Below are 24763 nucleotides of genomic sequence, written 5' to 3' on the forward strand. Positions count from 1 at the left end.
AACACAAGCCATGAAAAAAGAAGCAATGGTGGTCTGCCCACAGCCGGAGGCCGCCGAATCCGGCATCGACATCCTGCGCGCAGGCGGCAACGCGGTGGACGCCGCCGTGGCCACCGCGCTGGCGCAGACGGTGGTCGATCCGCTGATGTGCGGCATCGCAGGGTTTGGCACCGCTGCCGTGTACCTGCCCGGCGCGCAGGTGCACGAGTATTTCGACTTCCACTCGCCCGCGCCGTTGGCGGCCAGGGAAGACATGTGGGCGCACCTGCTGGAGGGCGAGACCAAGGACGGTTTCGGCTTCATCCTCAAGGGCCGCGTCAACGACATCGGCCCCCAGTCCATCGGCACGCCCGCCACGCTCAAGGGCCTGGAGGCCATGCACCAGGCGCACGGCCGACTGCCGTGGCGGCAGGTGGTGGAGCCCGCCATCCGCTGGGCCGCGGACGGCTACTTCGTGCGGCCCGGCATGCATGCCTTCTGGACCGACGAGCCCACCATGGGCCGCGTCGGCAACCTGGAGCGACTGCAGTACTGCGAAGACAGCCGCCAGCTGTATTGCCGCCCCGACGGCCGTCCCAAGCCCATCGGTGCGCCGCTGCGCAACGAAGGCATGGCCGCCGTGCTGCGCCAGATTGCCGAAGAAGGCGCGCGCCCGTTCTACGAGGGCGACCTGGCGCACAAGATGGTGACGCACCTGCAGTCGCTGGGCGCGCTGATCACGCTCGGCGACCTGGCCCGCTACCAGGTGCAGCGCAACGCGCCGCTGGTAGGCCGCTACCGCGACCGCACCATCACCACCAACCAGCCCCCGGGCGGCGGCGCCATGCTGCTGGAGATGCTCAACATCCTCGAGCACTTCGATCTGGCAGGCCTGGCGCACAACAGCCCCGCCTACCTGCAGGCGGTGTGCGAGGCCATGAAGAAGGCGACCATCGACAAGGACCAGAACATCGGCGACCCGAAGTTCTTCGACGTGCCGCTGGATCAGTTGCTGTCCAAGGACATGGCCCGCGACGTGGCCGGGCAGATTCGCACGGGCCATCGCTTCAACGTGGCGCGCGTGAACCCCGGCGCGCCCGTGCCGCGCGACACCACGCACCTGAGCGTGGTCGACGCCGACGGCAACGCCGTCTCGCTGACCCACTCGCTGGCCATGCCCTCGGGCATCATCACGCCGGGCATGGGCTTCCTTTACAACGGCTGCATGGGCGTGTTCGACCCGCGCCCCGGTCGCGCCGGCAGCATCCAGCCGGGCAAGAGCCGCTTCACCTCGTCATGCCCCACCATGACCTTCAAGGACGGCGAACTCGACGTGGTGCTCGGTGCTCCCGGCGGCACGCAGATCGCCATGGGCGTGCTGCAGGTGCTGCTCAACGTGATCGACCACGGCATGGAAATGCAGGCGGCGGTGTCGGCGCCGCGCTTTTCGTCCACGAGCAATTCCATCGACGTGTGCAACCGCATCCCGCGGTCCACCACGCGCGCGCTGGAAGCCCAGGGCTACGCGATTGGCCGCAACCCGTACAACTACACCATCGGCTGGGTGCACGGCGTGCAGGTGCAGGCCGATGGCCTGCACGGCGGCGCCGACCCCGGCCGCGATGGCGTGGCGTACCGGCTGCGGATGGACGCGGCGAACTGATCGGTCGCGAGGCCCGTCAACCCGCGGCAGGCACCGGCCAGTCGCGCAGCTTGCCCGGGTTGAGCAGACCCATCGGATCGAAGCGCTTCTTCACCTCGATCACTTCGGGTGGCAGCGGCCCGCCGGCCTTGCCGTCTTCCACGATGTTCACGTGCGGGTTGTTGATGTGCACCTGGTGGGCGCGGTGGATGTCGATGATCTCGTTGAGCCGCTCCTCGGTGCTGAAGCGCACGAGCTGCAGCCCGCTGCAGGTCAGGAGGCCGGCCACGTTGCGCAGGAACTCGACGTGCATCAGGACCTCGCCGCCCAGCAGCTTTTCCATCTCGATGATCTGCGCGACGTGCTGGCCGGGAATGAACCCGCTCTGCAGGTAGGTCAATGTCGGATCGATCTTCAGCGCGTGCAGCGTCGTGTGGTTCCAGGTGAACTCCATCAGCGTGCGGTTGCTCTTCTGCACCTCGGCCGCGGTCTTGCGGTAGCCGACGGTACCGCCGTGCGCTTCCACCAGCAGCATCATCGCGGGCTCGTTCGACTCGGCCACCAGCGACAGCACGGTGTGGCAGCCCTTGGGCAGGTGCGCGGCCAGTTGCGCGAGATGGTCGGCGACGGGCGCGGCAAAGAAGGTGACGCCACGCTTGATGATGCCGGGTGCGTTCGCGAGCTTGTCGGCGAAGTTCAGCGCGTGCTCGAAGCTGTCGAAGGTCACCAGCGTTTCGAGCCACGGGTGCGCTGGCGCCAGTGCAATCTCCAGTTCCAGCACGAGGCCGTTGGTGCCCCACAGGTGGTGCATGCGCATGGCGTCGGGGCCGCGCAGCTCGACCACCTGCGGCTCGGGCTCGATGGTCATCGCGCGGATGCCGATCACGTTGCCCGGCGCGCTCAGCGGCCCGTAGTTGATGGAGCCCACGCCGCCGAAGCCGCCGCCGAAGAGGCCCCCCAAGGTCGCGCTGCGGTAGGTGGACGGCACGCAGCGCAGCTCCTGGCCGGTGGGCTTGGTCTGCTTCTCGAGCTCGCCCAGTCGGATGCCGGCCTGGGCGCGCGCCACGCCGGGCTGCACCCACAGGCAGGCGTTGTAGCCGGTCATATCGAGCACGACGCCACCCGCGAGCGGCGTGGTCTGGCCGTAGTTGCCGGTGCCGCTGCCGCGGATGGTGATGGGCACGCTGCGGCGTGCGCAGGCGCCGACCACGGCGCGGATCTCGTCCTCGGTGCGCGGGCGAACCACGACGTCGGCGCGCTTGTCTTTCAGCTGGCGCGTGAGCACCGGGCTGAACCACGAGAAGTCTTGCGACAGGCGCGTGACGCGGCCTTCGTCGGTGATCCAGTCAAGGTCGGGGAGTTCGAGCAGCAGGTGTTCGATGGTGGAAGCGGGAGCGTTCATGGTCAAGTTCAATCCTGGGAAAGTTCGCTCGCATGCCACGAGCCCAGCGCCACCTTGGTGAGCCAGGCCATCAGCACGAAGAGCGCGACGCCGGTAAGAGAGATGAGCAGCAGGGCCGCGAACATGCGCGGAATGTTCAGCTGGAAGCCCGCCTGCAGGATCTGGTAAGCCAGCCCCGCGCCCGAACCGCCCGTGCCCGCGACAAACTCCGCCACCACCGCGCCGATCAGCGCGAGGCCGCTGGAGATGCGCAGCCCGCCGAAGAAGTAGGGCAGTGCGCTCGGAATGCGCAGGCGCACCAGCTGCTGCCAGCGCGTGGCGCGGTTCAGCTTGAAGTAGCTCTGCAGGTCGGGGTCGATGCTGCGCAGGCCCAGCGTGGTGTTGCTGATGATCGGGAACAGCGCCACCAGCGCCGCGCACACCGTCATGGCCGCCACGGGGTTCTTCACCCAGATGATGATCAGCGGCGCCACGGCCACGATCGGCGTGACCTGCAGCAGCACCGCGTACGGAAAGAGCGCGGTCTCGATGCGCTTGCTCTGCACGAAGAGAAACGAGATGAGCACGCCCGCCACCGTCGCCAGCGCGAACGACAGCACCGTGATCTTCAGCGTGACCAGCAGCGCGCTGCCCAGCGGCGCCCAGTCGGTCACCAGCGTCTGCATCATGAGATAGGGCGAGGGCACGAGGTAGGGCGGCAGCTCCATCGCCACCACCATCCATTGCCACAGCGCCACCAGCACCACGCCGATGAGCACCGGGTAGAGCACGCGCTGCACGCGCGGCTGGCTCAGCAGCGGCGTTGCGGGTTTGGTCGCTGTCTTCATGGCGCGGCCTCTTCTTCGGTGGTGCTGGCGCGCAGCAGGCTGTCCTGCAATTGCTTCGCGTAGCGCGCGAACCCGGGCGTGACCATGAAGTCGGCTTGGCGCGGATAGGGTTCGTCGATCTGGAACTGCTCGACCACGCGACCCGGCCGCGCGGCCATCATCACCACGCGGCTCGACAAAAACACCGCCTCGTGGATCGAGTGCGTCACGAAGATCACCGTGAGCTTCTTCTTGCGCCACAGCTCGAGCAGGTCGGCGTCGAGCTTGTGGCGCGTGATCTCGTCGAGCGCGCCGAAGGGCTCGTCCATGAGCAGCAGGTCGGGCTGCGTGACGAGGCCGCGCGCAATCGACACGCGCATCTGCATGCCACCCGACAGCGCACGCGGCAAGGCGTCGGCAAACTTTTCCAGCCCCACCAGCGCGAGCGACTCCGTCACGCGCGCATCGGCTTCCTTGCGCGGCACGCCGGCCAGGTCCAGCGGCAGGCGCACATTGGTCTGCACGCTGGCCCACGGCATCAGCGTGGCCGACTGGAACACGAACGACATCTTTCGCGTGCTGTCATGCAGCTGGCTCACGGGCTTGCGCCACACCAGCAAGCGGCCGTCGCTGGGCTCGAGCATCCCCGCGACCATCTTGAGCAGCGTGCTCTTGCCGCAGCCCGAGGGGCCGAGCAGCGTGACGAACTCGCCCTCGGCAATCGACAGGTCCACAGGCAGCAGCGCCTGCGTGCCGTTGGGGTAGGTCTTCTCGGCCGAGAGGATTTCCACCGCGGGCACGGCGGGCGCCACCGGCGGCGCGAGGGTGTGGGGTTCGATGCGGTTCATGGCGCGGCGAGGTTCAGGGCAAGACCTTGGCTTCTTTCACGAACTCGGTCGTGTAGGTCTTGGCCAGATCGACCTTGGCCGGGTCGAGCAGCTTGGAGGCCACCAGGAAGTCGTAGCTCGCCTTGGCGCGCGCATCGGTGATCACGCCGATGCCGAGCTTGGCCGCATCGCCGCCCGTGACCATGCCCATCTCTTTCAGCTTGGCCACGCTGTAGGCGAGCTGGTCGTCGGTCATGTTGGGGTTGTCTTTCTTGATCAGCGCGTTGGCCGGTGCCGGGTCGGCCAGGTAGCTCTTCCAGCCTTCGGCCGAGGCCTTCACGAAGGCGGCGACCTGCTTGCTGCGCTCCTTCACCGTCTTGTCCATGCACGACACGGTGACGGCGTAGGAGGGATAGCCGTGGTCGCTGAACATGAGCACGGTGCTCTTCACGCCGGCCTTCTGGATCGCGTAGGGCTCGGAGGTCAGGTAGCCCTGCTGCGCGGTGTTCGCGTCGGCCACGAAGGGCTGGATGTTGAAGGTGTAGGGGCGCGTCTGTTCGTCCTTCAGGCCGAAACGGGCCTTGAGCCAGGGCCAGTAGCCGCGGTTGGCCTGCGCGCCGATGAGCAGCGTCTTGCCCTTCAGGTCTTCGAACTTCTTGACGTCGTCGTGCGCGATGAGCACCTGCGGGTCCTTCTGGAAGAAGGCCGCGACGTTGACGACCGGCACACCGCCTTCGCGCACCTGCATCATCTGGATGTCGCTCGATCCCATGATGCAGTCGGCCTGGCCCGCGGCCATCATCTGCGTGATGTTGACCTGCGGGCCGCCCATCTTGATGGTCACGTCCAGGCCATGCTTCTTGTAGATGCCCTGCGCCACCGCCTGGTAGAAGCCGCCGTGCTCGGCTTGCGCGTACCAGTTGGTCATGTAGGTGAACTTGTCCTGGGCCTGCGCGGGCGCAGCAGCCGTGAGGAGCGACAGCGCGGCGGCGCCGGCCAGGGAAAGAGCGAAGGAACGCATGGTGGAGACCTTTCGAAGGCGGGATGAAAAAGAAGAAGAAAGCCGACGCAAGACGCGCGCCTCAGGCCGCGGCAACGAACGACTGCTGGATGAAGCCCTGCTGGTGGCCGCGCTCCCAGGTGGGCTCGTCGCGCACCACCCAGCGCAGCGCATGCAGCTCGGTCAGCGCCTGCGCCCAGCTGTCGGAGAGCGTCTCGAGAATCTCGATGCCCTGTTCGCGCGTGGCGCTGGTCGGGTCGCCGATGACGCCGCTGGGGCCGAAGTCGCGCGCGGTCCATGCACAGGCGGGGCGGCCGTCGGCCGACAGCAGCTTGATCGGGAAGGGCGGCGGAAAGTTGGCCGCCGCACGTTCCATGCGCACCGTGTCGGGCGCGAGCGCGAGCATCAGCGCGGTCTCTGAATGGCCGGCGTGCATCGACAGTCGCTTTTCCTGCTCGCTGATCTGCTTGCTCGATGCGTTCGGCAGGCGCGACACGCCATGCGGCACCACCACGAAGTCGCCATGCCGCAGCCGCAATTCGCGCGCCGCCATCTCCAGCACCTGCGGTTGTCCGCCGTGGCCGTTGGCGAACAGCAGCTTGCGAAAACCCGCGCGGTAGACCGACTCGCCGATCTCGGTCACGGTCGAGAGCAGCGTGGTGCCGGTGAGCGTCATCGTGCCGGGGAAGTGCAGGTGCTCTTCCGACTTGCCGTAGGTGATGGTCGGCAGCGCGAAGGCGCGCACCTCGGCCGGCAGTTTTTCGAGCGCCCTGCCCATCACGCCCGAGGCGATCACGCTGTCGACCGAGCACGGCAGGTGCGGACCGTGTTGCTCGATGGCGCCGCAGGGCAGCACGATGACCGTGTTCTCGCGATCGGGCAGCGCGGCGATTTCGGTCCAGCTCAGGTAGGGCAGGAAGCGGTGGGGCGGGATGTAGCCGTGGAGCATGGGCGTCCTTGTTCTTTGCTTACTTGGGGAGGAAGGGTGTGGCGTCGCCGTGCGTCGCGCGGCCGTCGCGCAGCACCACGCGGGTGGCGGTGCGCGAGGGCCAGCCGTGGCGGTCGGCCTGGGTGAAGAGCACCAGGTCGGCCTTCGCGCCGACCAGCGTGGGCGCCGCCGTGGCGGGCGCGCGCTGCAGCCAGTCGCCGCGGCACAGCGCCTGCGACCAGGTGTCAAAGGGTTCGTCCAGCTGCGCCACCAGCGCGGCCGTGCCCAGCGCCTCGACCGGGTCGAAGCTGCCGAGGCGGCAAAAAGGGTCTTGCACGTTGTCGCTCGCGAACAGCAGCGGAATGCCGCGCTCGCGCGCTTCCTTCACGAGCGTGATGCCGCGCAGCCGCGGCGTGCGGCCCGTCACCGCGTCCTGCAGCAGCAGGTTGGTGGCGGGCAGCGAGACCACGGTGATCGGTGCGCGCGCCACCGCATCGAGCGTGGCAAGGGCCTGCGATTCAGGCTGCACCGCGAGTGCGCAGATGTGACCGCAGACCACGCGGCCTTCGAAGCCGATCTCGCGGAGGATGCGCGCGGTGGTCTGCAGGCCCACCGCCGAGGCATTGAGTTCTTCGTCGACGTGCAGGTCGATGTCCAGGTCGCAAGCCTGCGCTGCATGGAGCAGATTGCGCAGCGCGTTCTCGCTCCAGTTGGTCGAATGCACGAAGCCGCCGAGCAGCGCATGCGGTCCGGTGGCCTTCACCTGTTTCGCGAGGCGCAGCGCCTGCGCCGCGTCTTCGAACAGCGGCAGCTTGATGAGCGCGACCTGCTCCAGCCGCACCCGGCCGGCCCATTCCTGCGCGAGCTCGGCCATCACCGGCCAGGCCAGCGGCACCGCATCGGGCTCCCACCAGTCGACGTGCGTGCGCACATGCGTGGTGCCGCATTCCCAGGCCCACTGCAGGCCGCGCGATGCACGCTCGCGCACATCGGCGGGCGTCCAGCGCACGCGGTCGGCCAGCATTGCGTCGATCGCGCCGAGCAGGCCGGGCCGCACCTTTTGCATGCGCGGGAGCGTGAAGGCCTTGTCCAGGTGCGTGTGGGCGTCGACGAAGCCGGGCAGGGCGAGCGTGCCGGCGAGGTCCCAACCGGACCCGGGCGTGCCGCTGTGCGTCGCGGGCTGCACCGACCGGACGCGGCCTGCCTCGATGGCGACGCGTGCGAGTTCGGGCACGCCGTCGCGCTGCGGCCAGTCGGCGGGCAGCAGCCAGCGCGGCAGTCGTGCGTTGTCGAGCAGCACGGGCGCGGGCATGCCGTTCATGCCGTTCATGCCGTTCATGGGAAACGCGCCCCCGCCGGGTGCACGGGGGCGCTGGTTTCCATCGAAAGGGAGCGGGCGACGCACGGCTGCATGAATTTGACCAATTAATCAGAGCAAGTGGTCAGGTTATGCAAACGGCGTGCCAGTCCGGGTGCACCGGCTTGGGGCTCGCGCGGGCGGAAACCGCCCCGGGGGTCTAATCGAGCGCGCGGTCGATCACGTAGCGCCAGCCGCCGATGCGCCGGGGGAGGCGGCGTCGGCCTTTCCGTGCGCAGTGCGCTGCACGCGGACGCCGCGTTCGCGCGGGCTGCTGCCGCTGCTCGACGGACTCGAGCACTGGTCGAAGCAGCCCGGCGGAGCGGCCGTCGTCCGGCCTCAGCTGCCGTCCGAGATTTCCTTGCCGTCCGGCGTCAGGCACAGCGGCCCGGTGCAGGACAGCGAGCGCAGGAACACGGGCGTGTCGGGCAGGCCGAAGTAGCGCAGGCCGAGCGCGGTCTGGCCGTTGGCCTGCGTCGCATTGGCTTCCTGCAGGCCGAAGATGCTGTCGGGGTTGTCGAGGAACTCGTACTCGAAGCGGCTCGACTGCGTCGTGTCCTTCACGTAGAAGATGAACTGCTTCGAGTCCTCCATGAAGCGCGCCTTCAGCAGCCGGTAGCCCGCCGCGCCCTGTTCGCGGATCTGCGCCTTGACGTCGTCCTCGTCCCCGTCGACCACGCTCAGCGGGCTCAGCACGGCCTTGAGTTCGTAGCGTGCTGCACTGCTCTGGTCCTTGACGAAGAACTGCTGCGTGTGCCCGCGCAGCAGCGGCGTGACCCACGGCCTGAAGCCCTGGGCGCCCATCGCGTTCGCAAGGTTCGCGAAGTCGCCCGAGGTCGGCGGAATGTCGGCCGCCGCGAAGTCGAAGGTGGCCGACGAGCCCGCGTCCTTGCGGTAGAGCATGCCGAACTCGCCGTTGTTGTTCGAGTTGATGTCGATCATGCCGAGCAGCTTCACGAACACCATGCCCTTGGCGCCCTGCTCCTTCATCTGCTGCAGCAGGCGCGGCAGCGCGTCGCTCGACATGATGTCGACCTCGAAGCGCTTGTACTCGTAGGCGTAGGTGGTTTCGGTGTCCTTCACCATCATGAAATGGTCCTGCAGCGACACGATGTTGCCGCTCGACAGGCCGTCGACGTAGCGGTAGCCCGCGGCGCCTTCGCGGTTGAGCAGGGCGATGTAGTCGTCGTAGCGCTTCTCGGCCGGCTCGGTGGCCGGGTCCCGGTCCTGCGCGAAGTTCAGGAACTTGTAGTGGGCGCTGATCGCCGCCGGTGCCGGGCGGGCGCGGGCGCCGGGGCGGCGGCGGTGGAGGGGCGGCGCAGGCGGCGGTGGGACCTGGTCCGGCGGCGGCGGCAGCCCGAACGACGGGCCGCCTCCGCCGCCACCCCCGCAGGCCGCCAGCGCCACGGCGACACCTGCTGCGGCCAAGAACATTCGTGTATTCATGATCCTCTTCCTCCTGTGTACGGATGCACCAGGCCGGGATATCCGGCTGGGACCGTGCGAAGGTAGAGGCGCGGCACTGCGGCGAACAGTGTCGAAAGTCACTCGCCGAACAGGTCCTCCCCGGACCGGATGACTACGCTTCGATGCCGCAGCCGCCCAGCACGAACGCCACCAGTTCCCGCGCGATCGGTTCGCGGTCGATGGGCGCGTCGGGCGGCAAGCCGAGCATCACGCGCGTCTGGATCGCGTAGTCGGCGTAGCTCTGGGTCATGGCCCAGATGTGCATCAGCAGCAGGCGCGCATCGAGCGGGCGCATCTGCCCGCGCGCGATCCAGCCGTTGATGATGTCGACCTTCTTCTGCGTCCAGGCCTGCGCGTTGGGCCAGTAGCGGTCGAGGTTGCGACCGCCGTCGAGCACTTCGCGCGTGAAGATGCGCGAGATCTCGGGGTTGTCGAACGCGTGGTCGAGCTTCTTGCGGATGTAGTCGCCCAGCACCGTGGCCGGGCCGCTGGCGTCCTCGAACGAGAACACCACCTTCCAGGCATGCAGCACCTGCATCAGCAGCTCTTCGTAGAGCTCTTCCTTGCCGGCGATGTAGTAATGCAGCTGGGGCTTGGTGAGGCCGGCGCGCGCCGCGATGGCCTGGGTCGAGGTGCCCTTCAGGCCGTGCAGGCTGAACTCGGTCACCGCCGCCGTGCGGATGGCCGCCATGATGCGTTCACGCCCCGGCCGCGCGCGCGACAGCGGGCCGTCGGGGGCGGGCATTTCCTGGGCGATGGCGGGAGGCACGGAGGCGGTGTCGACGTTCATGGGCATGAGAGGGGCGGCGTGGCCCGGTCGATGGTAATCCTTGGGATGCAGCCGGACGCGTGCGCTGGAAGTTGCGGCGACAGCCGCCGACACGGCCGGGTGAAAATCTCCCGACTCCCAGTCCGCCTTTCCACTCGACCCGATCTCCAAGCGCCCGTGACATCCACCGACCTCAACGGCTTCATCCTCACGCGCCACTGGCGTGATGCACACGCCGGCACCGAGATCGCGTACTGGCTGGCCACGGAGGCAGGGCCGAGGAAAGTGGTGCTGACCTCCCGCAGCAGCGTCGCGTTCGTCGCCGTCCGCCACCGGGCGGCGGTGGAAGCGCACCTCGCGGCGATGCCGGGCGTGCAGCTGCGCGAGCTCGAACTCCAGAGCTTCCAGCAGGAACCCGTCCTCGGCGTCTATGCGACGCACTTCCGCCAGCTGGGTCGGCTGGCACGCGCGCTGCAGGCGCAGGGCATCCCGCTGCTCGAAGCCGACGTGCGCCCGCACGACCGCTACCTGATGGAGCGCTTCATCACCGCCGGCGTGCGGGTCGAAGGCGGGCGGGCGGAGGGCGCCGCGATCGTCGATTGCAAGCTCAAGCCCGCGCCCGAGTTCCGGCCGGTGCTGAAGGTCGTGTCGCTGGACATCGAGACGAGCCAGCATGAAGGGCTCTATTCGATCGCGCTGGACGGCATGCCCGAGCGTGTGGTCTTCATGCTCGGCGAGCCGCCGTCCGGACCGGACGAGCCGATGGATTTTTCGCTCGTCTACTGCCCGACCCGCAAGGCCATGATCGAGCAGCTCAACGACTGGTTCGAGCGCAACGACCCCGACGTCGTCATCGGCTGGAACGTCATCCAGTTCGACCTGCGCGTGCTGCAGAAGACCGCCGACGATTGCGGCGTGCCGTTCCTCCTGGGGCGCGAGCGCCGCCCCATCGAGTGGCGCACCCATCCCGGCAAGCAGGGCTACCTGTTCGCGCCGACGCCGGGCCGCGTCATCCTCGACGGCATCGATGCGCTCAAGGCCGCGGTGTGGAGCTTTCCGTCGTTCAGCCTCGAGTCCGTCTCGCAAGCGCTGCTCGGCGAAGGCAAGGCCATCGGCGACGCGTACGACAAGATGGCGGAGATCGAGCGGCGGTATCAGGAAGACAAGCCTGCGCTGGCGCTCTACAACATCCGCGACTGCGAGCTGGTGCTGCGCATCTTCGACAAGGCGAAGCTGCTGCAGTTCATGATGGAGCGGGCCCAGGCCACGGGCCTGCAGGCCGACCACTTCGGCGGCTCCATTGCCGCGTTCAGCCACCACTACCTGCCGCGCATGCACCGCCTGGGCTACGTGGCGCCGAGCGTGGGCGAGATCGCGAGCAAGGCCTATCCCGGCGGCTACGTGATGGACTCGAAGCCGGGCTTCTACGACTCCGTCGTGGTGCTGGACTACAAGAGCCTGTACCCCTCGATCATCCGGACCTTCCTTGTCGATCCGGTGGGGCTCGTCGAGGGCTCGAACGCCGCCGATCCGACCGGGCTCATCCAGGGACCGCAGGGCACCGTCTTCTCGCGCGACCGGCACTGCCTGCCGGAAATCGTCACCACGCTGTGGCGCGCGCGGGACGAGGCCAAGCGCGCGAAGAACGAGCCGCTGTCGCAGGCGCTGAAGCTGCTCATGAACTCCTTCGCCGGCGTGCTGGGGGCGTCGGAGTGCCGCTTCTTCAACCCCAAGCTGGTGTCCGCCGTGACCCTTCGCGGGCACGAGATGATGAAGCTCACGCGCGAGTTCGTGGAGCAGCGTGGCTACGAGGCCATCTATGGCGACACCGACTCCATCTTCATCTGGCTCAGGCGCGCTCACACCAACGACGAGGCGCACGCCGTCGCGACCCGCCTGGCGGCCGACATCAACGCGTGGTGGGCGCGCACGCTGCGCGACGAGCAGGGCCTGGAGAGTTTTCTCGAGATCGAGGTCGACACGCACTACAAGAAGTTCTTCATGCCCACCATCCGCGGCTCGGAGGTCGGCAGCAAGAAGCGCTACGCGGGCCTGAGCATGGACGCGGCGGGCAAGGAGGAGATGGTGTACCGCGGCCTCGAGATGGCGCGCAGCGACTGGACCCCGCTGGCGCGCCAGTTCCAGGAAGGCCTGCTGTCACGCATCTTCCAGGGCGAGCCGTACAAGGCGTTCGTGGCCGACTATGCAAGGTCGACGCTGGCAGGTGCCAAGGACGACCTGCTCATCTACCGCAAGCGCCTGCGCCACCAGCTCGATGCGTACCTGGTCAACGTGCCGCCGCAGGTGCGGGCCGCGCGCATCGCCGACGACCACAACGGCCGCGTCGGCCGGCCCCAGCAGTATCAGAAGGGCGGCTGGATTCAATACGTCATGACGCAGAACGGGCCGGAGCCGCTGGAAACCCGCCGCTCGCGCATCGACTACGAGCACTACCTGACGCGGCAGCTGCAGCCGATCGCCGATGCCATCCTTCAGCCGATGGGGGACAGCTTCATGGCGCTGACGACGTCACAGCGCGGGCTCTTCTAGCCGCGGGTCCTAATCGTCCTCACGCACCTGGTACTGCCCTATCAGCGTCTTCTGCACAGCCGGCGGCACGGCCTCGTAGTGCGACAACGCGATGGTGTAGCGGCCCTGGCCGGCGGTCATCGCATGCAGCCGCGACTGGTAGTTGGCCAGCTCGACCTCGGGCACCTGCCCGCCGATGGCCACCGTGCCGCCGCCCTGGCCCGAGGTGCCGGTGACGAGGCCGCGCCGCGACGACAGGTCGCTCGTGACGTCGCCGACCGAATGCTCGGGCACGGCGATCTCGATCTGCACGATCGGCTCGAGCACCGCCGGGCGGGCCTCGCGGATCGCGGCCATGAAAGCCTTGCGGCCGGCGGTCGCGAAGGCGATGTCCTTGCTGTCGACGCTGTGGTGCTTGCCGTCGTACACCACCACGCGCACGTCGACCACGGGGTAGCCGGCGATCGCGCCGTACGCCAGCACCTCGCGCACGCCTTTCTCGACCGCAGGAATGAACTGGTTCGGAATCGCGCCGCCCCTGACTTCGTCGGCGAACTCGAAGCCTGCGCCGCGCGCGAGCGGCTCGATGCGCAGGAAGACTTCGGCGAACTGGCCGGCACCGCCGGACTGCTTCTTGTGGCGGTGGTGGCCTTCGGCCGGCGCAGTCACGGTCTCGCGGTAGGCGATGCGCGGCGGCCGCGTCAGCACCTCGAAGTGGTACACCTCGCGCAGGCGTTCGAGCGCGATGCGCAGGTGCAGCTCGCCGAGTCCGTAGAGCACCGTCTCGTTGGTCGCGGCCACGTGCTCGATGCGCAGGCACGGGTCTTCGGCCGCGAGCTTGCCGAGGATTTCCCAGGCGCGCTGTTCGTCGCCGTGGCGCTTGGGCTCGATGGCCAGGCCGTACACCGGCACCGGGAACGGCAGCGGCGCCAGGTGCACGTGGCTGTCTTCGGCGGCATCGTGCAGCACGGCATCGAAATGGATCTCGTCGACCTTGGCCACCGCCACGATGTCGCCGGGCAGCGCGCGCGACACCTCGACATGGTCCTTGCCCTGGAGCATGAACAGGTGCCCCACCTTGAAGGGCTTGCGGCCGTCGCCGATGTAGAGCTGGCTGTCACGCGTGAGCGTGCCCTGGTGCACGCGGAAGATGCCCATCTTGCCGACATACGGATCGATCGTGACCTTGAACACATGCGCCAGCACGTGCAGCGACGGGTCGGGCCGGGCCCGCATGGGCTGGGCCTGCGCGCCTTCGCCCAAGATGAAGGCCGGCGGGTTGGCCTCGGTCGGGTCGGGCAGGAGCTTGACGATCACGTCCAGCAGCTCGGCCACGCCGGCGCCGCTGCGCGACGAGGTGAAGCACACCGGGATCAGGTGGCCTTCGCGCAGCGCCTGCTCGAGCGGCGCATGCAGCTCGGACGGGTCCACGTCGCCTTCCTCGAGGTAGCGGTCGACGAAGGCCGCATCGACCTCGACCACCTGCTCGACCAGCGCGCGGTGCGATGCTTCGACGGGGCCGAAGTCGGAGCGCCCGAAGCGGTTGAAAAAGCAATCGATCACCTGCCGGTTGACGCCGTCGGGCACGTTCAGCGGCAAGCATTCGCGCCCGAAGGTGGCCTGGATGTCGGCCAGCAGGCCCGCCAGCGAGACGCCCTGTGAGTCGATCTTGTTGACGATGATCATGCGGGCGAGGTGGCGCGAGGCCGCGTAGTCCATCATGCGCACGGCCATCGGCTCGATGCCGTTGGCGGCATTGATGACCACCGCCACGGTTTCGACGGCTTCCAGCGCCGGCAGGCTCTGGCCGAGGAAGTCGGGGCCGCCGGGCGTGTCGATCAGGTGGATGCGCGTGGCGGCATGCGTGAGGTGCATCACCGAGGCGTTGAGCGAATGCAGCATGCGTCGCTCGAGCGGGTCGTGGTCGCTGACGGTGCTGCCGCGTTCGATGCTGCCGCACGCCCCGATGGCACCTGCCTTGAACAGCAAGGCCTCGGCGAGGGAGGTCTTGCCGGCGGCCGCGGCGCCCACGAGCGCCAGCGTTCGCACGGCTTCCATTTCGGCCGCGAGGCCGTTCGATCGGCTTGGCATGGCTGGACTCCTTTGCGCCTTCGCAAGGGCGGCCCGGCGGCCCGCAGGGGCTCGGGTGCTGCGCGTGGACGTCGGGCCAGCGTACGGGATTGACCGCGGCGATGCAAGCTGGTTGCCCCAGGCCCCGGCGCGGGGGTGCGCCCGGCAGCGCCTAACATCCCCCCAACGAAGACACATTGGAAGTTGCACATGAGAGTTCAATCCGCCCGCCCCAGTCATCCACGCATGGCCGGAGGCAGCCGCCATGCATGAAATCATCTGCCCGCACTGCGGCAAGGCATTCAAGATCGACGAGGCCGGGTACGCGGACATCCTGAAGCAGGTGCGCGACGGCGATTTCGAGAAGCAGCTGCACGAACGGCTGGCGCTCGCCGAGCAGGACAAGCGCAACGCCGTCGAGCTCGCCCGGGCCCAGGCCGCCGGCGAATTGCAGAAAGCCGCCGCAGCCAAGGACGGCGAGATCCAGGAACTGAAGGCCCGGCTCGACGCCGGCGACGTCGCCCGCAAGCTCGCCGTGAGCGAGGCCTTGAGCACCGTCGAGAGGGAGCGCGACGCGCTCGCCAACGAACTGGAGAAGGCCAGGCAGGACAAGCTGGCCGCGCAGGCCCTCGCCGAGGCCCGGCACGTGGGCGAACTGCAGAAGGGCGCCGCCGAGAAGGACGCGCAGATCCAGGAACTGAAGGCCCGGCTCGACGCCATCGAGGTGGCGAAGAAGCTCGCGATCAGCGAGGCCGTCGGAGCGGTGGAGAAGGAGCGCGACCAGCTCAAGAGCGGCCTGGAGCGGGCGGAACTCGAAAAGCAGCTGGCCGAAAAGGCGCTCAAGGACAAGTACGAGACGCAGATCAAGGACCGCGACGACGCCATCGAGCGCCTGCGGGACATGAAGGCGCGCCTGTCGACCAAGATGGTGGGCGAAACGCTGGAGCAGCACTGCGAGACCGAGTTCAACCGCATCCGCTCGATGGCGTTCCCCCGGGCCTATTTCGAGAAGGACAACGACGCGCGCACCGGCAGCAAGGGCGACTACATCTTCCGCGACGCGGACGAGGCGGGCACCGAGATCGTCTCGATCATGTTCGAGATGAAAAACGAGAGCGACCGCACCGCGACGAAGAACCGGAACGAAGACTTCCTGAAGGAGCTCGACAAGGACCGCGCCGAGAAGGGCTGCGAGTACGCGGTGCTGGTGTCGCTGCTGGAGCCCGACAACGAGCTCTACAACACCGGCATCGTCGACGTGTTCCATCGCTACCCGAAGATGTACGTGGTGCGGCCGCAGTTCTTCCTGCCGATCATCACGCTGCTGCGCAATGCGGCGATGAACTCGCTCAAGTACAAATCGGAGTTGGCGCTCGTGCGGGCGCAGAACATCGACATCACGAAGTTCGAGTCCGAGCTTGAAACCTTCAAGACCGCGTTCGCACGCAACTACGACCTCGCTTCCGGCCATTTCCAGAAAGCCATTGCAGAGATCGACAAGTCGATCGACCACCTGCAGAAGACGAAAGAAGCCCTGCTCGGTACCGACCGGAACCTGCGCCTGGCGAACGACAAGGCACAGGACGTGACGATCAAGAAACTGACGCGCGGCAACCCGACGATGGCGGCCAAGTTCGCCGATCTCAAGACGCTGGGGCCTTCCGAGACCGAATGACGCGGGCGCGGGCGGGGCAGGGGGGCCGCCTGTAGCAAATGTCCTGCATCAACCGTGGCATCCGACCGGCACCATCGTGTTTGCCGGCAGCCACACTGCCGTCTCCCCCCCCAACTGCACAAACTGCCCGGAGGCCTGCGATGCTGGACACCATGGAGATCCGCGTTCCCCCCGATGACGACGACGAGCGCATCGACATCACCGACCCCAAGGCGGTCGACTACTGGACCCGGTGCTTCGGCGTGACCGAGGAGCGGCTGCGCATGGCGGTCGCGTCCGCGGGCACGGTGAAGGACGACCTGCGGATCTACCTTGGCCTTCCCTGAGCCCGGGCGCTGATGGCCGCCTCGAAGATCGCGATCTACGGCGCGATCGGGGCCAATGTCGCCATCGCGGTCACCAAGTTCGTGGTGGCCGGCATCACCGGCAGCTCGGCCATGCTGTCGGAGGGCATCCATTCGGCGGTCGACACGTTCAACGGCGTGCTGCTGCTGGTCGGCATCCGCCTGAGCCAGCGGCCCGCGACCGCCGAGCATCCCTTCGGACACGGCAAGGAGCTGTACTTCTGGAGCCTGATCGTCGCGGTGCTCATCTTCGGGTTGGGCGGCGGGGTGTCGTTCTACGAAGGCATCCAGCACATCCGCCACCCCGAGCCGATGCGCGATGCGACCTGGAACTACGTGGTGCTGGGCCTGGCGGCGCTGTTCGAGGGCACGAGCTTCTTCATTGCGCTGCGCGAGTTCCGGCGCGAGGCGCGGGGCCGGCCGTTCTGGCAGGCGCTCGACCAGAGCAAGGACCCCACGACCTACACGGTGCTTGCCGAGGACTCGGCCGCATTGGCCGGGCTGGGCGTGGCGGCGCTCGGTATCTGGGCGAGCCACCGCTTCGACATGCCGGCGCTGGACGGCGCCGCGTCGGTCGTCATCGGCCTGCTGCTGGCCGGCGTGGCGGTGCTGCTGATCAGCCAGGCGCGCGGGCTGCTCATCGGGGAGGGCATCCGGCCCGAGACGGCGCGGGCGATCCGCAGCCTGGCGATGCAGCAGCCCAGCGTGCAGGACGTGGGCCGCGTGCTCTCGATGTACATCGGCGCCAACGAGGTGCTGGCCATCGTCGACGTGAACTTCAAGGACGGCACCGCCACCGGCGAGGCGGCCGACGCCATCGCCGCCATCGAGCAGCAGGTGCGCGCGCGCTTCCCGATGATCCGGCGGCTCTTCATCGAAGCGAGCGAAGCGCCGGTCGACGCGGCCGCGACGGCATGAAGCGCGCCGTCGTCGGTCTTGGCTGACGGCGGCTGCCGCCATTGCCTGAGCGTGCCGCGGCAAGGCACGCCGCACGGTGGGAGGCTCATCCAGGAGATCGCCTCATGACCCCGAACCCCGCATCGCAGCACCAACCCCGCAAGCCCGCCTCCGACGAGCCGGAGATCACGCAGGAAGAGTCCGTGCCCACGGATGGCAAGGACACCGAAGGCGAAAGCCTGATGAAGAAGGTCGGCAACGACAAGCTCAAGGAGCCCGGCGACGCCGAACACAAGACGCGCGACACCTCCTGACATCCGGAGAATGCCGGCGCCGGGCGCGCCGTTCAGCGCCGGCCCGCGCGGCGCGTTGGTTTTTTCTTCTGCGCGGGAACGGCGATGCCCTACAGCCGCGGCGCCGGTCTCCCCGTCAAATCCTTCCCGTGTGCCACAACGATGGAGGAAGCAATGAAATGCGATGGCGCGGCCGACGCGGCCACGGAAGAGGAAAAGCAAGCACAGGAACAGGCGCAGGCGCAGCACGCCGAGACCCTGATGAAGGTCGGCGTGCCCGGCCTGGACGACGTGCTCGGCGGCGGCCTCACATCGAACCGGCTCTATCTCATCGAAGGCACGCCGGGTGCCGGCAAGACCACCATCGCGCTGCAGTTCCTGCTCGAAGGCGCGCGGCGCGGCGAATCGGTGCTCTACGTCACCTTGTCGGAAACCGCGGAAGAGCTCAAGGGCGTCGCGCAGTCGCACGGCTGGGACCTGACCGGCATCGACGTGCGCGAGATGCTTCCGTCGGAAGCCACGCTCGAGCCCGACGAGCAGTACACGATGTTCCATCCGTCCGAGGTCGAGCTCAGCGAGACGACGCTGCGCATCCTGTCCGACGTGGACGTGATCAAGCCCTCGCGGGTGGTGTTCGATTCGCTGTCCGAGCTGCGCCTGCTGGCCGGCAGTTCGCTGCGCTACCGGCGCCAGATCCTGGCGCTCAAGCAGTTCTTTTCGGGCCGCCAGTGCACCGTGCTGCTGCTGGACGACATGACCGCCATGAAGCACGACCTGCAGGTGCAGAGCATCGCGCATGCGGTGCTGCGGTTGGAGCAGACCCATTCCGACTACGGCACGGCGCGGCGCCGGCTGCTGGTGAGCAAGTACCGCGGCCAGCGCTTTCGCGGCGGCTACCACGACTACCGCATCGAGCGCGGCGGGCTGCGCGTGTTCCCGCGGCTGGTGGCGTCGGAGCATGCGGCTGCGCCCAACCAGGCGCGCATCCCGAGCGGCCTGGACGCGCTCGACATCCTGCTGGGCGGCGGCATCGAGCGCGGCACGAGCACGTTGTTCGTCGGCGCACCGGGCACCGGCAAGTCGACGGTGGCGGTGCAGTTCGCGCTGGCCGCGGCCCAGCGCGGCGAGTGCGCGGCGCTCTTCGTCTTCGACGAGAGCCTGCAGACGCTGCGCACGCGCTGCGAGAGCATGGGCATGCCGTTGTCGCAGTACATCGATTCGGGCCACATCCTGGTGCGGCAGGTCGATCCCGCCGAGCTGTCGCCGGGCGAGTTCGTGCACCTGATCCGGCTGGCGGTGACGGAGTCGAAGGCCGCGGTGGTGGTGATCGACAGTCTCAACGGCTACCTCAACGCCATGCCCGACGAGCGTTTTCTCATCGCGCAGCTGCACGAGCTGCTGTCGTACCTCGGGCAGGCCGGCGTGGCCACGCTGCTGGTGGGCGCGCAGCACGGCCTCATCGGCATGCAGATGCAGACGCCGGTGGACGCCAGCTACCTCGCGGACGCGGTGGTGCTGCTGCGCTACTTCGAACTCGACGGCGAAGTGCGCCAGGCCATCTCGGTGCTGAAGAAACGCGGCGGTGCGCACGAGCGCAGCATCCGCGACTTCTCGATGACGGGCACCGGGCTGCAGGTGGGTGAGCCGCTGCGCAACTTCCGGGGCATCCTGACGGGCATCCCCGTGCCGATCGACGGCGTGCAGCGCACATCGTGAGTGCGACGCCGCCCGCTGCCATCGAACAGCGCATCCTTCTGCGCACCATGACCTCGAGGGACGCCGTCATGGCCACCGCCGTGCTCGAACGCGCCCAGGTCGCTTCGCACGCATGTCCCGATCTTTGCGCGCTCGTGCACGGCGTGCAGGAGGGCGCCGGCGCGGTGTTGCTGGCCGAGGAGGCGCTGTCCGATCCGGCCGCCGCCGCGCTGACCGAGGCGCTCGCCTCGCAGCCGCCGTGGTCCGACCTGCCGGTGCTGATCCTGGCGCGCCAGGGCGCGGACTCGGCGGTCATTGCCGATGCGATGCGCCGGCTGGCCAACGTCACGGTCATCGAACGGCCGGTGCGCGTGGCCTCGCTGGTGAGCACGGTGCGTGCGGCGCTGCGCGCGCGCAACCGCCAGTACCAGATGCGCGACCTGCTCAGCGGGCTGCGCGAGGCCGACCAGCGCAAGACCGAGTTCCTGGCCACGCTGGCGCACGAACTGCGCAATCCGCTGGCGCCGATGAGCACCGCGCTGACGCTGCTCAAGCGCAAGGCGCACGAGCCCGCCGAGGCGCTGCGCTACTACGAGCTCATGGGCCGCCAGATCGACCACATGGTGCGTCTGGTGAACGACCTCATGGAAGTCTCGCGCATCACGCGCGGCAAGATCGAACTGCGCATGGAAGCCGTGGCGCTCCCCGCGGTGATCAAGGACGCCCTCGAGCTGAGCCGGCCCATGCTCGAGGGCGCCAAGCATGCGCTGCGCATGGACCTGCCCAGCGAAGCGCTCGTGGTGCGCGGCGACGCGGTCCGGCTCACGCAGGTGTTCTCGAACCTGCTCAACAACGCCGCCAAGTACACGGCACCGGGCGGGCAGATCAACGTCGCGCTGCGGCGCGAGGCGCGCAGCGCCCTGATCGAGGTCCGCGACAACGGCGCCGGCTTGGCGCCCGACATGCTGCGCTCGATCTTCGAGATGTTCGTGCAGGTGAGCAGCACGTCGAAGGCCGCGCAGGGCGGATTGGGCATCGGGTTGACGCTGGTCAAGAGCCTGGTCGAACTGCACGGCGGCAGCGTCGAGGCCACCAGCGCGGGGCTCGGGCAAGGGGCGACGTTTTGCGTGCGCCTGCCGCTGATCGGCGACCGGGGCGGTCCGCAGCCCGTGCCGGCGCCTGCCATCGCGGGCTGGCCCGCCACGCTGCCGGACACGGTGCTGATCGTCGACGACAACCGCGACGCGGCCGATGCGTTGGGCGACCTGCTGCGCTCGATGGGCGCCTCGCCGCGCGTGGCCTACAGCGGCGATGCCGCGCTCGCGCTGGTGGCCGAGGGGCCGCTGCCGGGGCTCGCGATCCTGGACATCGGCATGCCGGGCATGGACGGCTTCGAACTCGCGGCCCGGCTGCGCGCCGACGCGGCACTGAGCGGCCTTGTGCTCGTCGCGCTGACGGGCTGGGGCCAGCAGGGCGACAAGGAGCGCATCGCCGCCGCCGGGTTCGACCACCACCTGCTCAAGCCGCTCGACCTGGCGGCGCTCCTTGCGGTGCTGCGCGGCACGGGAGGTTCCTCATGAACCGCCATGCCACCACGATCGCGTCGGGCCCCGCGGCGGGCGCGGGCAAGCCGCCGCTGTGGCACCGCTGCCGTCGCTGGGCGCTGCCGGTGCTCGGGCTCGTGGTGCTGGGCCTCCTGCTGTCGCACGCGCACAAGGTCGACTGGGCAGGTGCATGGGAGGCGCTGCAGCGCTATCCCGCGACGCTGCTGCTCGGCGTGCTCGGGGTCGCCACGCTGAGCCATGCGCTGTACGGATGCTTCGACCTGATCGGGCGGCGCCACACGCGGCATCGGCTGCCGCGCTGGCGAAGCTGGGCCATCGCGGTTGTGAGCTACGCCTTCAATCTCAACCTGGGGTCGCTGGTCGGCGGCATCGCGTTGCGTGCGCGGCTCTATGCGCGCGCCGGGCTGGACGAGGCCACGGTGGCGCAGATCGTCGGCATCAGCCTGGCGACCAACTGGCTCGGCTACGGCCTGCTGGCCGGCGGCCTGTTCGCGGCGGGCGCCATCGCGCCGCCGCGCGAGGCGCACCTGGGCGTCGACGCCTTTCGCGCGCTCGGCGTGCTGATGGTGCTGCTGGCCGTCGCCTACGTGGTGGCCTGTGTCTTCCTGCACGGCCGCCACTGGCAGGTGAAGGGACGGCGGCTCGAGCTGCCGTCGGCGCAGCTGGCGCTGGTGCAGCTCGCGCTCTCCAGCGTCAACTGGGCCGTGATGGGCGGCGCCATGTACCTGCTGCTCGGCCAGAAGGTGCCGTACGCGACCGTGCTGGGCGTGCTGCTGGCGGCGTCGATCGTCGGTGTGGTGACGCCGATCCCGGCCGGCCTCGGCGTGCTCGAGGCCGTCTACCTGGCGCTGCTCTCGGGCACCGTGCGCCAGGGCACGCTCATGGGCGCCGTGCTGGCGTACCGCGCGCTCTATTACCTGCTGCCGCTGGCCGGCGGCATCGTGCTGTACCTGCTGTTGGAGCGCTATGCGGCCCGCCATCCCGTGGCGGGCGAGGGCGAACAGAAAGGCTGACGACCGCGCGGTCCCGACGCAGAACTCAGGCCTCTGGCGGCGCGTCTTCTGCGGGCGGCCGCTCGGGCGGCAACCGCCCCAGGCGCGAAGAGGTCGCGCGCTCGGTGCGGATTTTTCGCAGCGTGTTGGTCAACGCCTGCGGGCTCGTGTTGAGCTGGCGTGCCGCCTTGGCCGGCCGCATGCCTTCGACCAGCACGAGACGCGCGGCGGCGAGCGAGGGCGTGGCCTGCAGGTGCAGGATCTCCGCCACCTGCCAGAACTCGGCTGAAGTGAACGTGCCGAGGTCCGGGGGCAACGAGCGCGGCACGACAGCCTTGCGCTTCTCGAAAACGCAGCGGGGCGCGGGGTCCATCTCCGCGACGCGGGACACCAGCGCTTCGAGGTAGGCCAGCGTCGCGGGCGTGTTGGAAATCCAGTTCGAATGAACGACCAGCTTCGAACCGTCGTCGGGAAAGGTGTGCTCCCAGCTGACCCTCAATTCCGTCATGGCCGGCCGCGAAACGAGCGCATCGATGGATGGCTGGCTTCGATGTGATTAATTCGCATGCGTGAAGTATGTCGCACCAACGCGTACTTCCTTTTTGTGGTGTCGCCAGTGTGACCGATTGTTGGTGTAGTGATCGTGGATTTTCGATGCGAAAGGCCGGCGCCGAAGTTGGCGCGTTGCGCTGGAAGAAGGGCGCGCACGCACGCACGCGCACGCGCACGCGCACCTTGTGCACGAACGGCAAGACGAAGGCGGTCAGCCTTGCGCCGATGCAGTCGCTGGCAGGCCCGAGGCCTGTGGCAATTCCTGTGGGGTGCGAACCGGCGCAGGCGGCCCGCACTCGTCGGGCGTCTTGCGCGAGATGCCTCTCACGAGATGGCGGGGAATGTGGTGTGTCTTGATGAACTGCGCCAGCGCCTCGCTGCGCGCGGGCTCGGAGACCGGTAGAAACATGTGCAGTGCGCTCATGGTGTCGTTCCGTCGATGCCAGGCAGGAAGGCGGCGCGCCCGTGTACAGGGGCATGGGTAACGGGTGGCTGGCGACCCCTGGCATGGCCGCCCGGCGAAGATTATGGGCGCCTGGATCAACCCCGATGGCACCGATGTCTTGGGCGTTCCGGCCGCGCCAGAATGCGTGCTTGTCAACAGGAGCACACCCCATGGCCCACGGCGTTAGCGCAACGATCGTCTCGACCGACGTCAATTTCAATCACCGCATCCAGGTCGGCAAGTTCCAGCTCGTGGCGGACGAGCCGGCGTCGCTGGGCGGGCAGGGCGCAGGGCCTGCGCCCTACGACTATTACCTGGCCGCGCTTTCCGCCTGTACCGCGATCACGCTGCGCATGTATGCCCAGCGCAAGGGCTGGGAGCTCGGCGAGTTCAAGGCCGAGCTGAGCTTCACGAAGGATGCGGACGGCAAGGCGCACATCCATCGCGTGCTGCACGCCAGCGGACCGCTGACCGATGCGCAGTGGAGCCGTTTGCTCGAGGTGGTGGCCAACACGCCGGTCACGAAGACGATGCGTGAAGGCGCCGAGATCACGAGCGAGCGCGGGGCGGCGGCAGCCGTGGCCTGAGTCGGGCTCGCGACGGTTCTTGTGCTGGAACGGTGAGTTCGGACGGACGGTCCGTGGCTGACGCGGAAGCTTGCAGTCCGGCGGGCCTGGATGGTGCCGTCCGCTGTGGGGACGGCGCCTCCTCGTCGCGGACGAGGAGGTGTGTGTCGCGTCGCACGGCGAGGGTGGCCTCGCCGGCGTCAGCGACTCAGCGCATCAGCACTTCATGGCCGTGGCTTGTGCGGCGAAGGCGTCGGAAGCGGCCTTGCAGGCAGCGCCGAGTTGTGCGGCGTTGGCGCCGTAGCTGGCCCAGGTGGCCTTGGTCTGCTCGAGGCTGCCCTTGAGCGCGTCGGCGGCGGCACCGCTTTGCTTGCCCACGCAGGCGCTCACCTTGTCCAGGTATTCCTGGCATTCCTTGGGCACGTCGGCCGATGCCGTTGTGGTGGCAGCGGGCGCTGCGGCGGCCGGTGCGCTGGCGGCCGGAGCGGGTGCCGGCGTGGCCGGTGCCGTGGCAGCAGGTGCTGCGGGTGCGGCCGGTGCTGCGGGCGTGGACTCTTGCTTGGAGCAAGCGGTGATGGCAGCAGCCACGATGACGAGTGCGAGCAGTTTGTTCATTTCTTCTTACATGAGCGAGTTGGATGATGTGCCTCACGTCGTGTCCCCCGGCGCGCAGTTGCCGCGCAAGGAACGCAAGCATTGAGGCGGAAACAGTATCGTCGTGCCGTGTCCGGAAGGCCGCACGAATGCAACAGACGTGCATCTGCAACGACACAAAGAACGTAACAATCGTTGCTTTGCGTTAAATATTGCCGGGTGTGGGGCGCGTTGCGGTGAGTGCCCGCGCGAGGGCACTTGTCCGGGGCGAAACAGGGGCGCTCACAGGCGGTGCGCAGGTCGCGCAAGGCGGCTAATCATTTGGTGTTACCTCGTCGTCGCAAGCGATGCGACAGCGGACCGGCGGTT

At 68.4% G+C, this 24763-nt stretch carries 22 protein-coding genes; 10 read left to right on the forward strand and 12 right to left on the reverse strand.

Going from position 1 to position 24763, the window contains the following annotated elements; translation table 11 throughout:
* Window positions 1-10: 10 nt before the first annotated feature.
* Window positions 11-1642, forward strand: coding sequence for a gamma-glutamyltransferase (gene ggt, locus GFK26_RS19680; RefSeq protein ID WP_153283452.1), 1632 nt, complete (start codon window positions 11-13; stop codon window positions 1640-1642).
* Window positions 1643-1658: 16 nt separating this feature from the next.
* Here ggt and GFK26_RS19685 read toward each other — a convergent pair whose 3' ends face one another.
* The 8 genes from GFK26_RS19685 to GFK26_RS19720 all read right to left on the reverse strand — a co-directional run bounded on the left by GFK26_RS19685 (window position 1659) and on the right by GFK26_RS19720 (window position 10153).
* The gene (locus GFK26_RS19685; RefSeq protein WP_153283453.1) at window positions 1659-3023 is read right to left on the reverse strand and encodes an FAD-binding oxidoreductase; all 1365 of its coding nucleotides are present in this window, start codon (window positions 3021-3023) and stop codon (window positions 1659-1661) included.
* A gap of 8 nt (window positions 3024-3031) precedes the next feature.
* Window positions 3032-3850, reverse strand: coding sequence for an ABC transporter permease (locus tag GFK26_RS19690; protein WP_101489803.1), 819 nt, complete (start codon window positions 3848-3850; stop codon window positions 3032-3034).
* On the reverse strand, window positions 3847-4677 hold the full coding sequence (locus GFK26_RS19695; protein WP_153283454.1) for an ABC transporter ATP-binding protein: 831 nt from the start codon (window positions 4675-4677) through the stop codon (window positions 3847-3849). Before GFK26_RS19695 ends, GFK26_RS19690 begins: the two co-directional genes overlap by 4 nt.
* A 13-nt stretch (window positions 4678-4690) precedes the next feature.
* A complete protein-coding gene (locus tag GFK26_RS19700) occupies window positions 4691-5677 on the reverse strand; it encodes an ABC transporter substrate-binding protein (RefSeq protein WP_153283455.1) in 987 nt (328 codons plus the stop codon).
* Window positions 5678-5738: 61 nt separating this feature from the next.
* On the reverse strand, window positions 5739-6605 hold the full coding sequence (locus tag GFK26_RS19705; protein WP_153283456.1) for a creatininase family protein: 867 nt from the start codon (window positions 6603-6605) through the stop codon (window positions 5739-5741).
* Between the two features lie 19 nt (window positions 6606-6624).
* The gene (locus tag GFK26_RS19710) at window positions 6625-7896 is read right to left on the reverse strand and encodes an amidohydrolase family protein (RefSeq protein WP_153286028.1); all 1272 of its coding nucleotides are present in this window, start codon (window positions 7894-7896) and stop codon (window positions 6625-6627) included.
* A 384-nt stretch (window positions 7897-8280) separates the two neighbouring features.
* Window positions 8281-9387: a hypothetical protein gene (locus GFK26_RS19715; protein ID WP_153283457.1), complete on the reverse strand. Its 1107-nt coding sequence runs from the start codon at window positions 9385-9387 to the stop codon at window positions 8281-8283.
* 133 nt (window positions 9388-9520) lie between these two features.
* The gene (locus GFK26_RS19720) at window positions 9521-10153 is read right to left on the reverse strand and encodes a TetR family transcriptional regulator C-terminal domain-containing protein (protein WP_153286029.1); all 633 of its coding nucleotides are present in this window, start codon (window positions 10151-10153) and stop codon (window positions 9521-9523) included.
* Window positions 10154-10354: 201 nt separating this feature from the next.
* Between GFK26_RS19720 and GFK26_RS19725 the strand changes: the two genes are divergently transcribed.
* Complete coding sequence (locus GFK26_RS19725; RefSeq protein WP_153283458.1) at window positions 10355-12727, forward strand: DNA polymerase II; 2373 nt, start codon at window positions 10355-10357, stop codon at window positions 12725-12727.
* Window positions 12728-12736: 9 nt separating this feature from the next.
* Here GFK26_RS19725 and fusA read toward each other — a convergent pair whose 3' ends face one another.
* Window positions 12737-14797 carry an elongation factor G gene (fusA, locus tag GFK26_RS19730; RefSeq protein WP_153283459.1) on the reverse strand — a complete coding sequence of 687 codons (2061 nt, stop codon included), beginning with the start codon at window positions 14795-14797 and terminating at the stop codon, window positions 12737-12739.
* Window positions 14798-15041: 244 nt separating this feature from the next.
* On the opposite strand from fusA, the gene GFK26_RS19735 reads away from it, so the two are divergent.
* The 7 genes from GFK26_RS19735 (at window position 15042) to GFK26_RS19765 (ending at window position 22258) form a co-directional block, all read left to right on the forward strand.
* Window positions 15042-16451 (forward strand): DUF2130 domain-containing protein, encoded by a 1410-nt coding sequence (locus GFK26_RS19735; RefSeq protein ID WP_153283460.1) that lies wholly within the window; start codon window positions 15042-15044, stop codon window positions 16449-16451.
* A 140-nt stretch (window positions 16452-16591) separates the two neighbouring features.
* Window positions 16592-16777, forward strand: coding sequence for a DUF3606 domain-containing protein (locus GFK26_RS19740; RefSeq protein ID WP_153283461.1), 186 nt, complete (start codon window positions 16592-16594; stop codon window positions 16775-16777).
* A gap of 12 nt (window positions 16778-16789) precedes the next feature.
* A complete protein-coding gene (locus tag GFK26_RS19745) occupies window positions 16790-17713 on the forward strand; it encodes a cation diffusion facilitator family transporter (RefSeq protein ID WP_194273912.1) in 924 nt (307 codons plus the stop codon).
* Between the two features lie 104 nt (window positions 17714-17817).
* Window positions 17818-18006, forward strand: a complete 189-nt coding sequence (locus GFK26_RS19750) for a hypothetical protein (RefSeq protein WP_153283463.1) — start codon at window positions 17818-17820, stop codon at window positions 18004-18006.
* Between the two features lie 240 nt (window positions 18007-18246).
* Entirely contained in the window at window positions 18247-19701 is a 1455-nt protein-coding gene (locus GFK26_RS19755; RefSeq protein WP_228122077.1) for an ATPase domain-containing protein, read from the forward strand.
* 47 nt (window positions 19702-19748) lie between these two features.
* Window positions 19749-21260, forward strand: coding sequence for a hybrid sensor histidine kinase/response regulator (locus GFK26_RS19760; protein ID WP_153283465.1), 1512 nt, complete (start codon window positions 19749-19751; stop codon window positions 21258-21260).
* A complete protein-coding gene (locus tag GFK26_RS19765) occupies window positions 21257-22258 on the forward strand; it encodes a lysylphosphatidylglycerol synthase domain-containing protein (protein WP_153283466.1) in 1002 nt (333 codons plus the stop codon). Before GFK26_RS19760 ends, GFK26_RS19765 begins: the two co-directional genes overlap by 4 nt.
* Window positions 22259-22283: 25 nt before the next feature.
* On the opposite strand, the gene GFK26_RS19770 is transcribed toward GFK26_RS19765, so the two are convergent.
* On the reverse strand, window positions 22284-22745 hold the full coding sequence (locus GFK26_RS19770; RefSeq protein WP_153283467.1) for a hypothetical protein: 462 nt from the start codon (window positions 22743-22745) through the stop codon (window positions 22284-22286).
* Between the two features lie 255 nt (window positions 22746-23000).
* Window positions 23001-23213: a hypothetical protein gene (locus GFK26_RS19775; RefSeq protein WP_153283468.1), complete on the reverse strand. Its 213-nt coding sequence runs from the start codon at window positions 23211-23213 to the stop codon at window positions 23001-23003.
* A 191-nt stretch (window positions 23214-23404) separates the two neighbouring features.
* Here GFK26_RS19775 and GFK26_RS19780 point away from each other — a divergent pair, with 191 nt between their 5' ends.
* Window positions 23405-23821 (forward strand): OsmC family protein, encoded by a 417-nt coding sequence (locus GFK26_RS19780; protein ID WP_153283469.1) that lies wholly within the window; start codon window positions 23405-23407, stop codon window positions 23819-23821.
* Between the two features lie 195 nt (window positions 23822-24016).
* Here GFK26_RS19780 and GFK26_RS19785 read toward each other — a convergent pair whose 3' ends face one another.
* A complete protein-coding gene (locus GFK26_RS19785; RefSeq protein WP_153283470.1) occupies window positions 24017-24415 on the reverse strand; it encodes a hypothetical protein in 399 nt (132 codons plus the stop codon).
* Between the last annotated feature and the right edge of the window lie 348 nt (window positions 24416-24763).

Origin of the sequence: Variovorax paradoxus (genome assembly GCF_009498455.1) — a bacterium.
Taxonomy (GTDB): domain Bacteria; phylum Pseudomonadota; class Gammaproteobacteria; order Burkholderiales; family Burkholderiaceae_C; genus Variovorax; species Variovorax paradoxus_H.

What these genes read in the sequence shown, in the direction of transcription:
- ggt (WP_153283452.1), top strand. Translation starts at nt 11, where the DNA reads ATGAAAAAAGAAGCAATGGTGGTCTGCCCACAGCCGGAGGCCGCCGAA.
- GFK26_RS19685 (WP_153283453.1), bottom strand. Translation starts at nt 3,023, where the DNA reads ATGAACGCTCCCGCTTCCACCATCGAACACCTGCTGCTCGAACTCCCC.
- GFK26_RS19690 (WP_101489803.1), bottom strand. Translation starts at nt 3,850, where the DNA reads ATGAAGACAGCGACCAAACCCGCAACGCCGCTGCTGAGCCAGCCGCGC.
- GFK26_RS19695 (WP_153283454.1), bottom strand. Translation starts at nt 4,677, where the DNA reads ATGAACCGCATCGAACCCCACACCCTCGCGCCGCCGGTGGCGCCCGCC.
- GFK26_RS19700 (WP_153283455.1), bottom strand. Translation starts at nt 5,677, where the DNA reads ATGCGTTCCTTCGCTCTTTCCCTGGCCGGCGCCGCCGCGCTGTCGCTC.
- GFK26_RS19705 (WP_153283456.1), bottom strand. Translation starts at nt 6,605, where the DNA reads ATGCTCCACGGCTACATCCCGCCCCACCGCTTCCTGCCCTACCTGAGC.
- GFK26_RS19710 (WP_153286028.1), bottom strand. Translation starts at nt 7,896, where the DNA reads ATGCCCGCGCCCGTGCTGCTCGACAACGCACGACTGCCGCGCTGGCTG.
- GFK26_RS19715 (WP_153283457.1), bottom strand. Translation starts at nt 9,387, where the DNA reads ATGAATACACGAATGTTCTTGGCCGCAGCAGGTGTCGCCGTGGCGCTG.
- GFK26_RS19720 (WP_153286029.1), bottom strand. Translation starts at nt 10,153, where the DNA reads ATGCCCGCCCCCGACGGCCCGCTGTCGCGCGCGCGGCCGGGGCGTGAA.
- fusA (WP_153283459.1), bottom strand. Translation starts at nt 14,797, where the DNA reads ATGCCAAGCCGATCGAACGGCCTCGCGGCCGAAATGGAAGCCGTGCGA.
- GFK26_RS19735 (WP_153283460.1), top strand. Translation starts at nt 15,042, where the DNA reads ATGCATGAAATCATCTGCCCGCACTGCGGCAAGGCATTCAAGATCGAC.
- GFK26_RS19740 (WP_153283461.1), top strand. Translation starts at nt 16,592, where the DNA reads ATGCTGGACACCATGGAGATCCGCGTTCCCCCCGATGACGACGACGAG.
- GFK26_RS19745 (WP_194273912.1), top strand. Translation starts at nt 16,790, where the DNA reads ATGGCCGCCTCGAAGATCGCGATCTACGGCGCGATCGGGGCCAATGTC.
- GFK26_RS19750 (WP_153283463.1), top strand. Translation starts at nt 17,818, where the DNA reads ATGACCCCGAACCCCGCATCGCAGCACCAACCCCGCAAGCCCGCCTCC.
- GFK26_RS19755 (WP_228122077.1), top strand. Translation starts at nt 18,247, where the DNA reads ATGAAGGTCGGCGTGCCCGGCCTGGACGACGTGCTCGGCGGCGGCCTC.
- GFK26_RS19760 (WP_153283465.1), top strand. Translation starts at nt 19,749, where the DNA reads ATGACCTCGAGGGACGCCGTCATGGCCACCGCCGTGCTCGAACGCGCC.
- GFK26_RS19765 (WP_153283466.1), top strand. Translation starts at nt 21,257, where the DNA reads ATGAACCGCCATGCCACCACGATCGCGTCGGGCCCCGCGGCGGGCGCG.
- GFK26_RS19770 (WP_153283467.1), bottom strand. Translation starts at nt 22,745, where the DNA reads ATGACGGAATTGAGGGTCAGCTGGGAGCACACCTTTCCCGACGACGGT.
- GFK26_RS19775 (WP_153283468.1), bottom strand. Translation starts at nt 23,213, where the DNA reads ATGAGCGCACTGCACATGTTTCTACCGGTCTCCGAGCCCGCGCGCAGC.
- GFK26_RS19780 (WP_153283469.1), top strand. Translation starts at nt 23,405, where the DNA reads ATGGCCCACGGCGTTAGCGCAACGATCGTCTCGACCGACGTCAATTTC.
- GFK26_RS19785 (WP_153283470.1), bottom strand. Translation starts at nt 24,415, where the DNA reads ATGAACAAACTGCTCGCACTCGTCATCGTGGCTGCTGCCATCACCGCT.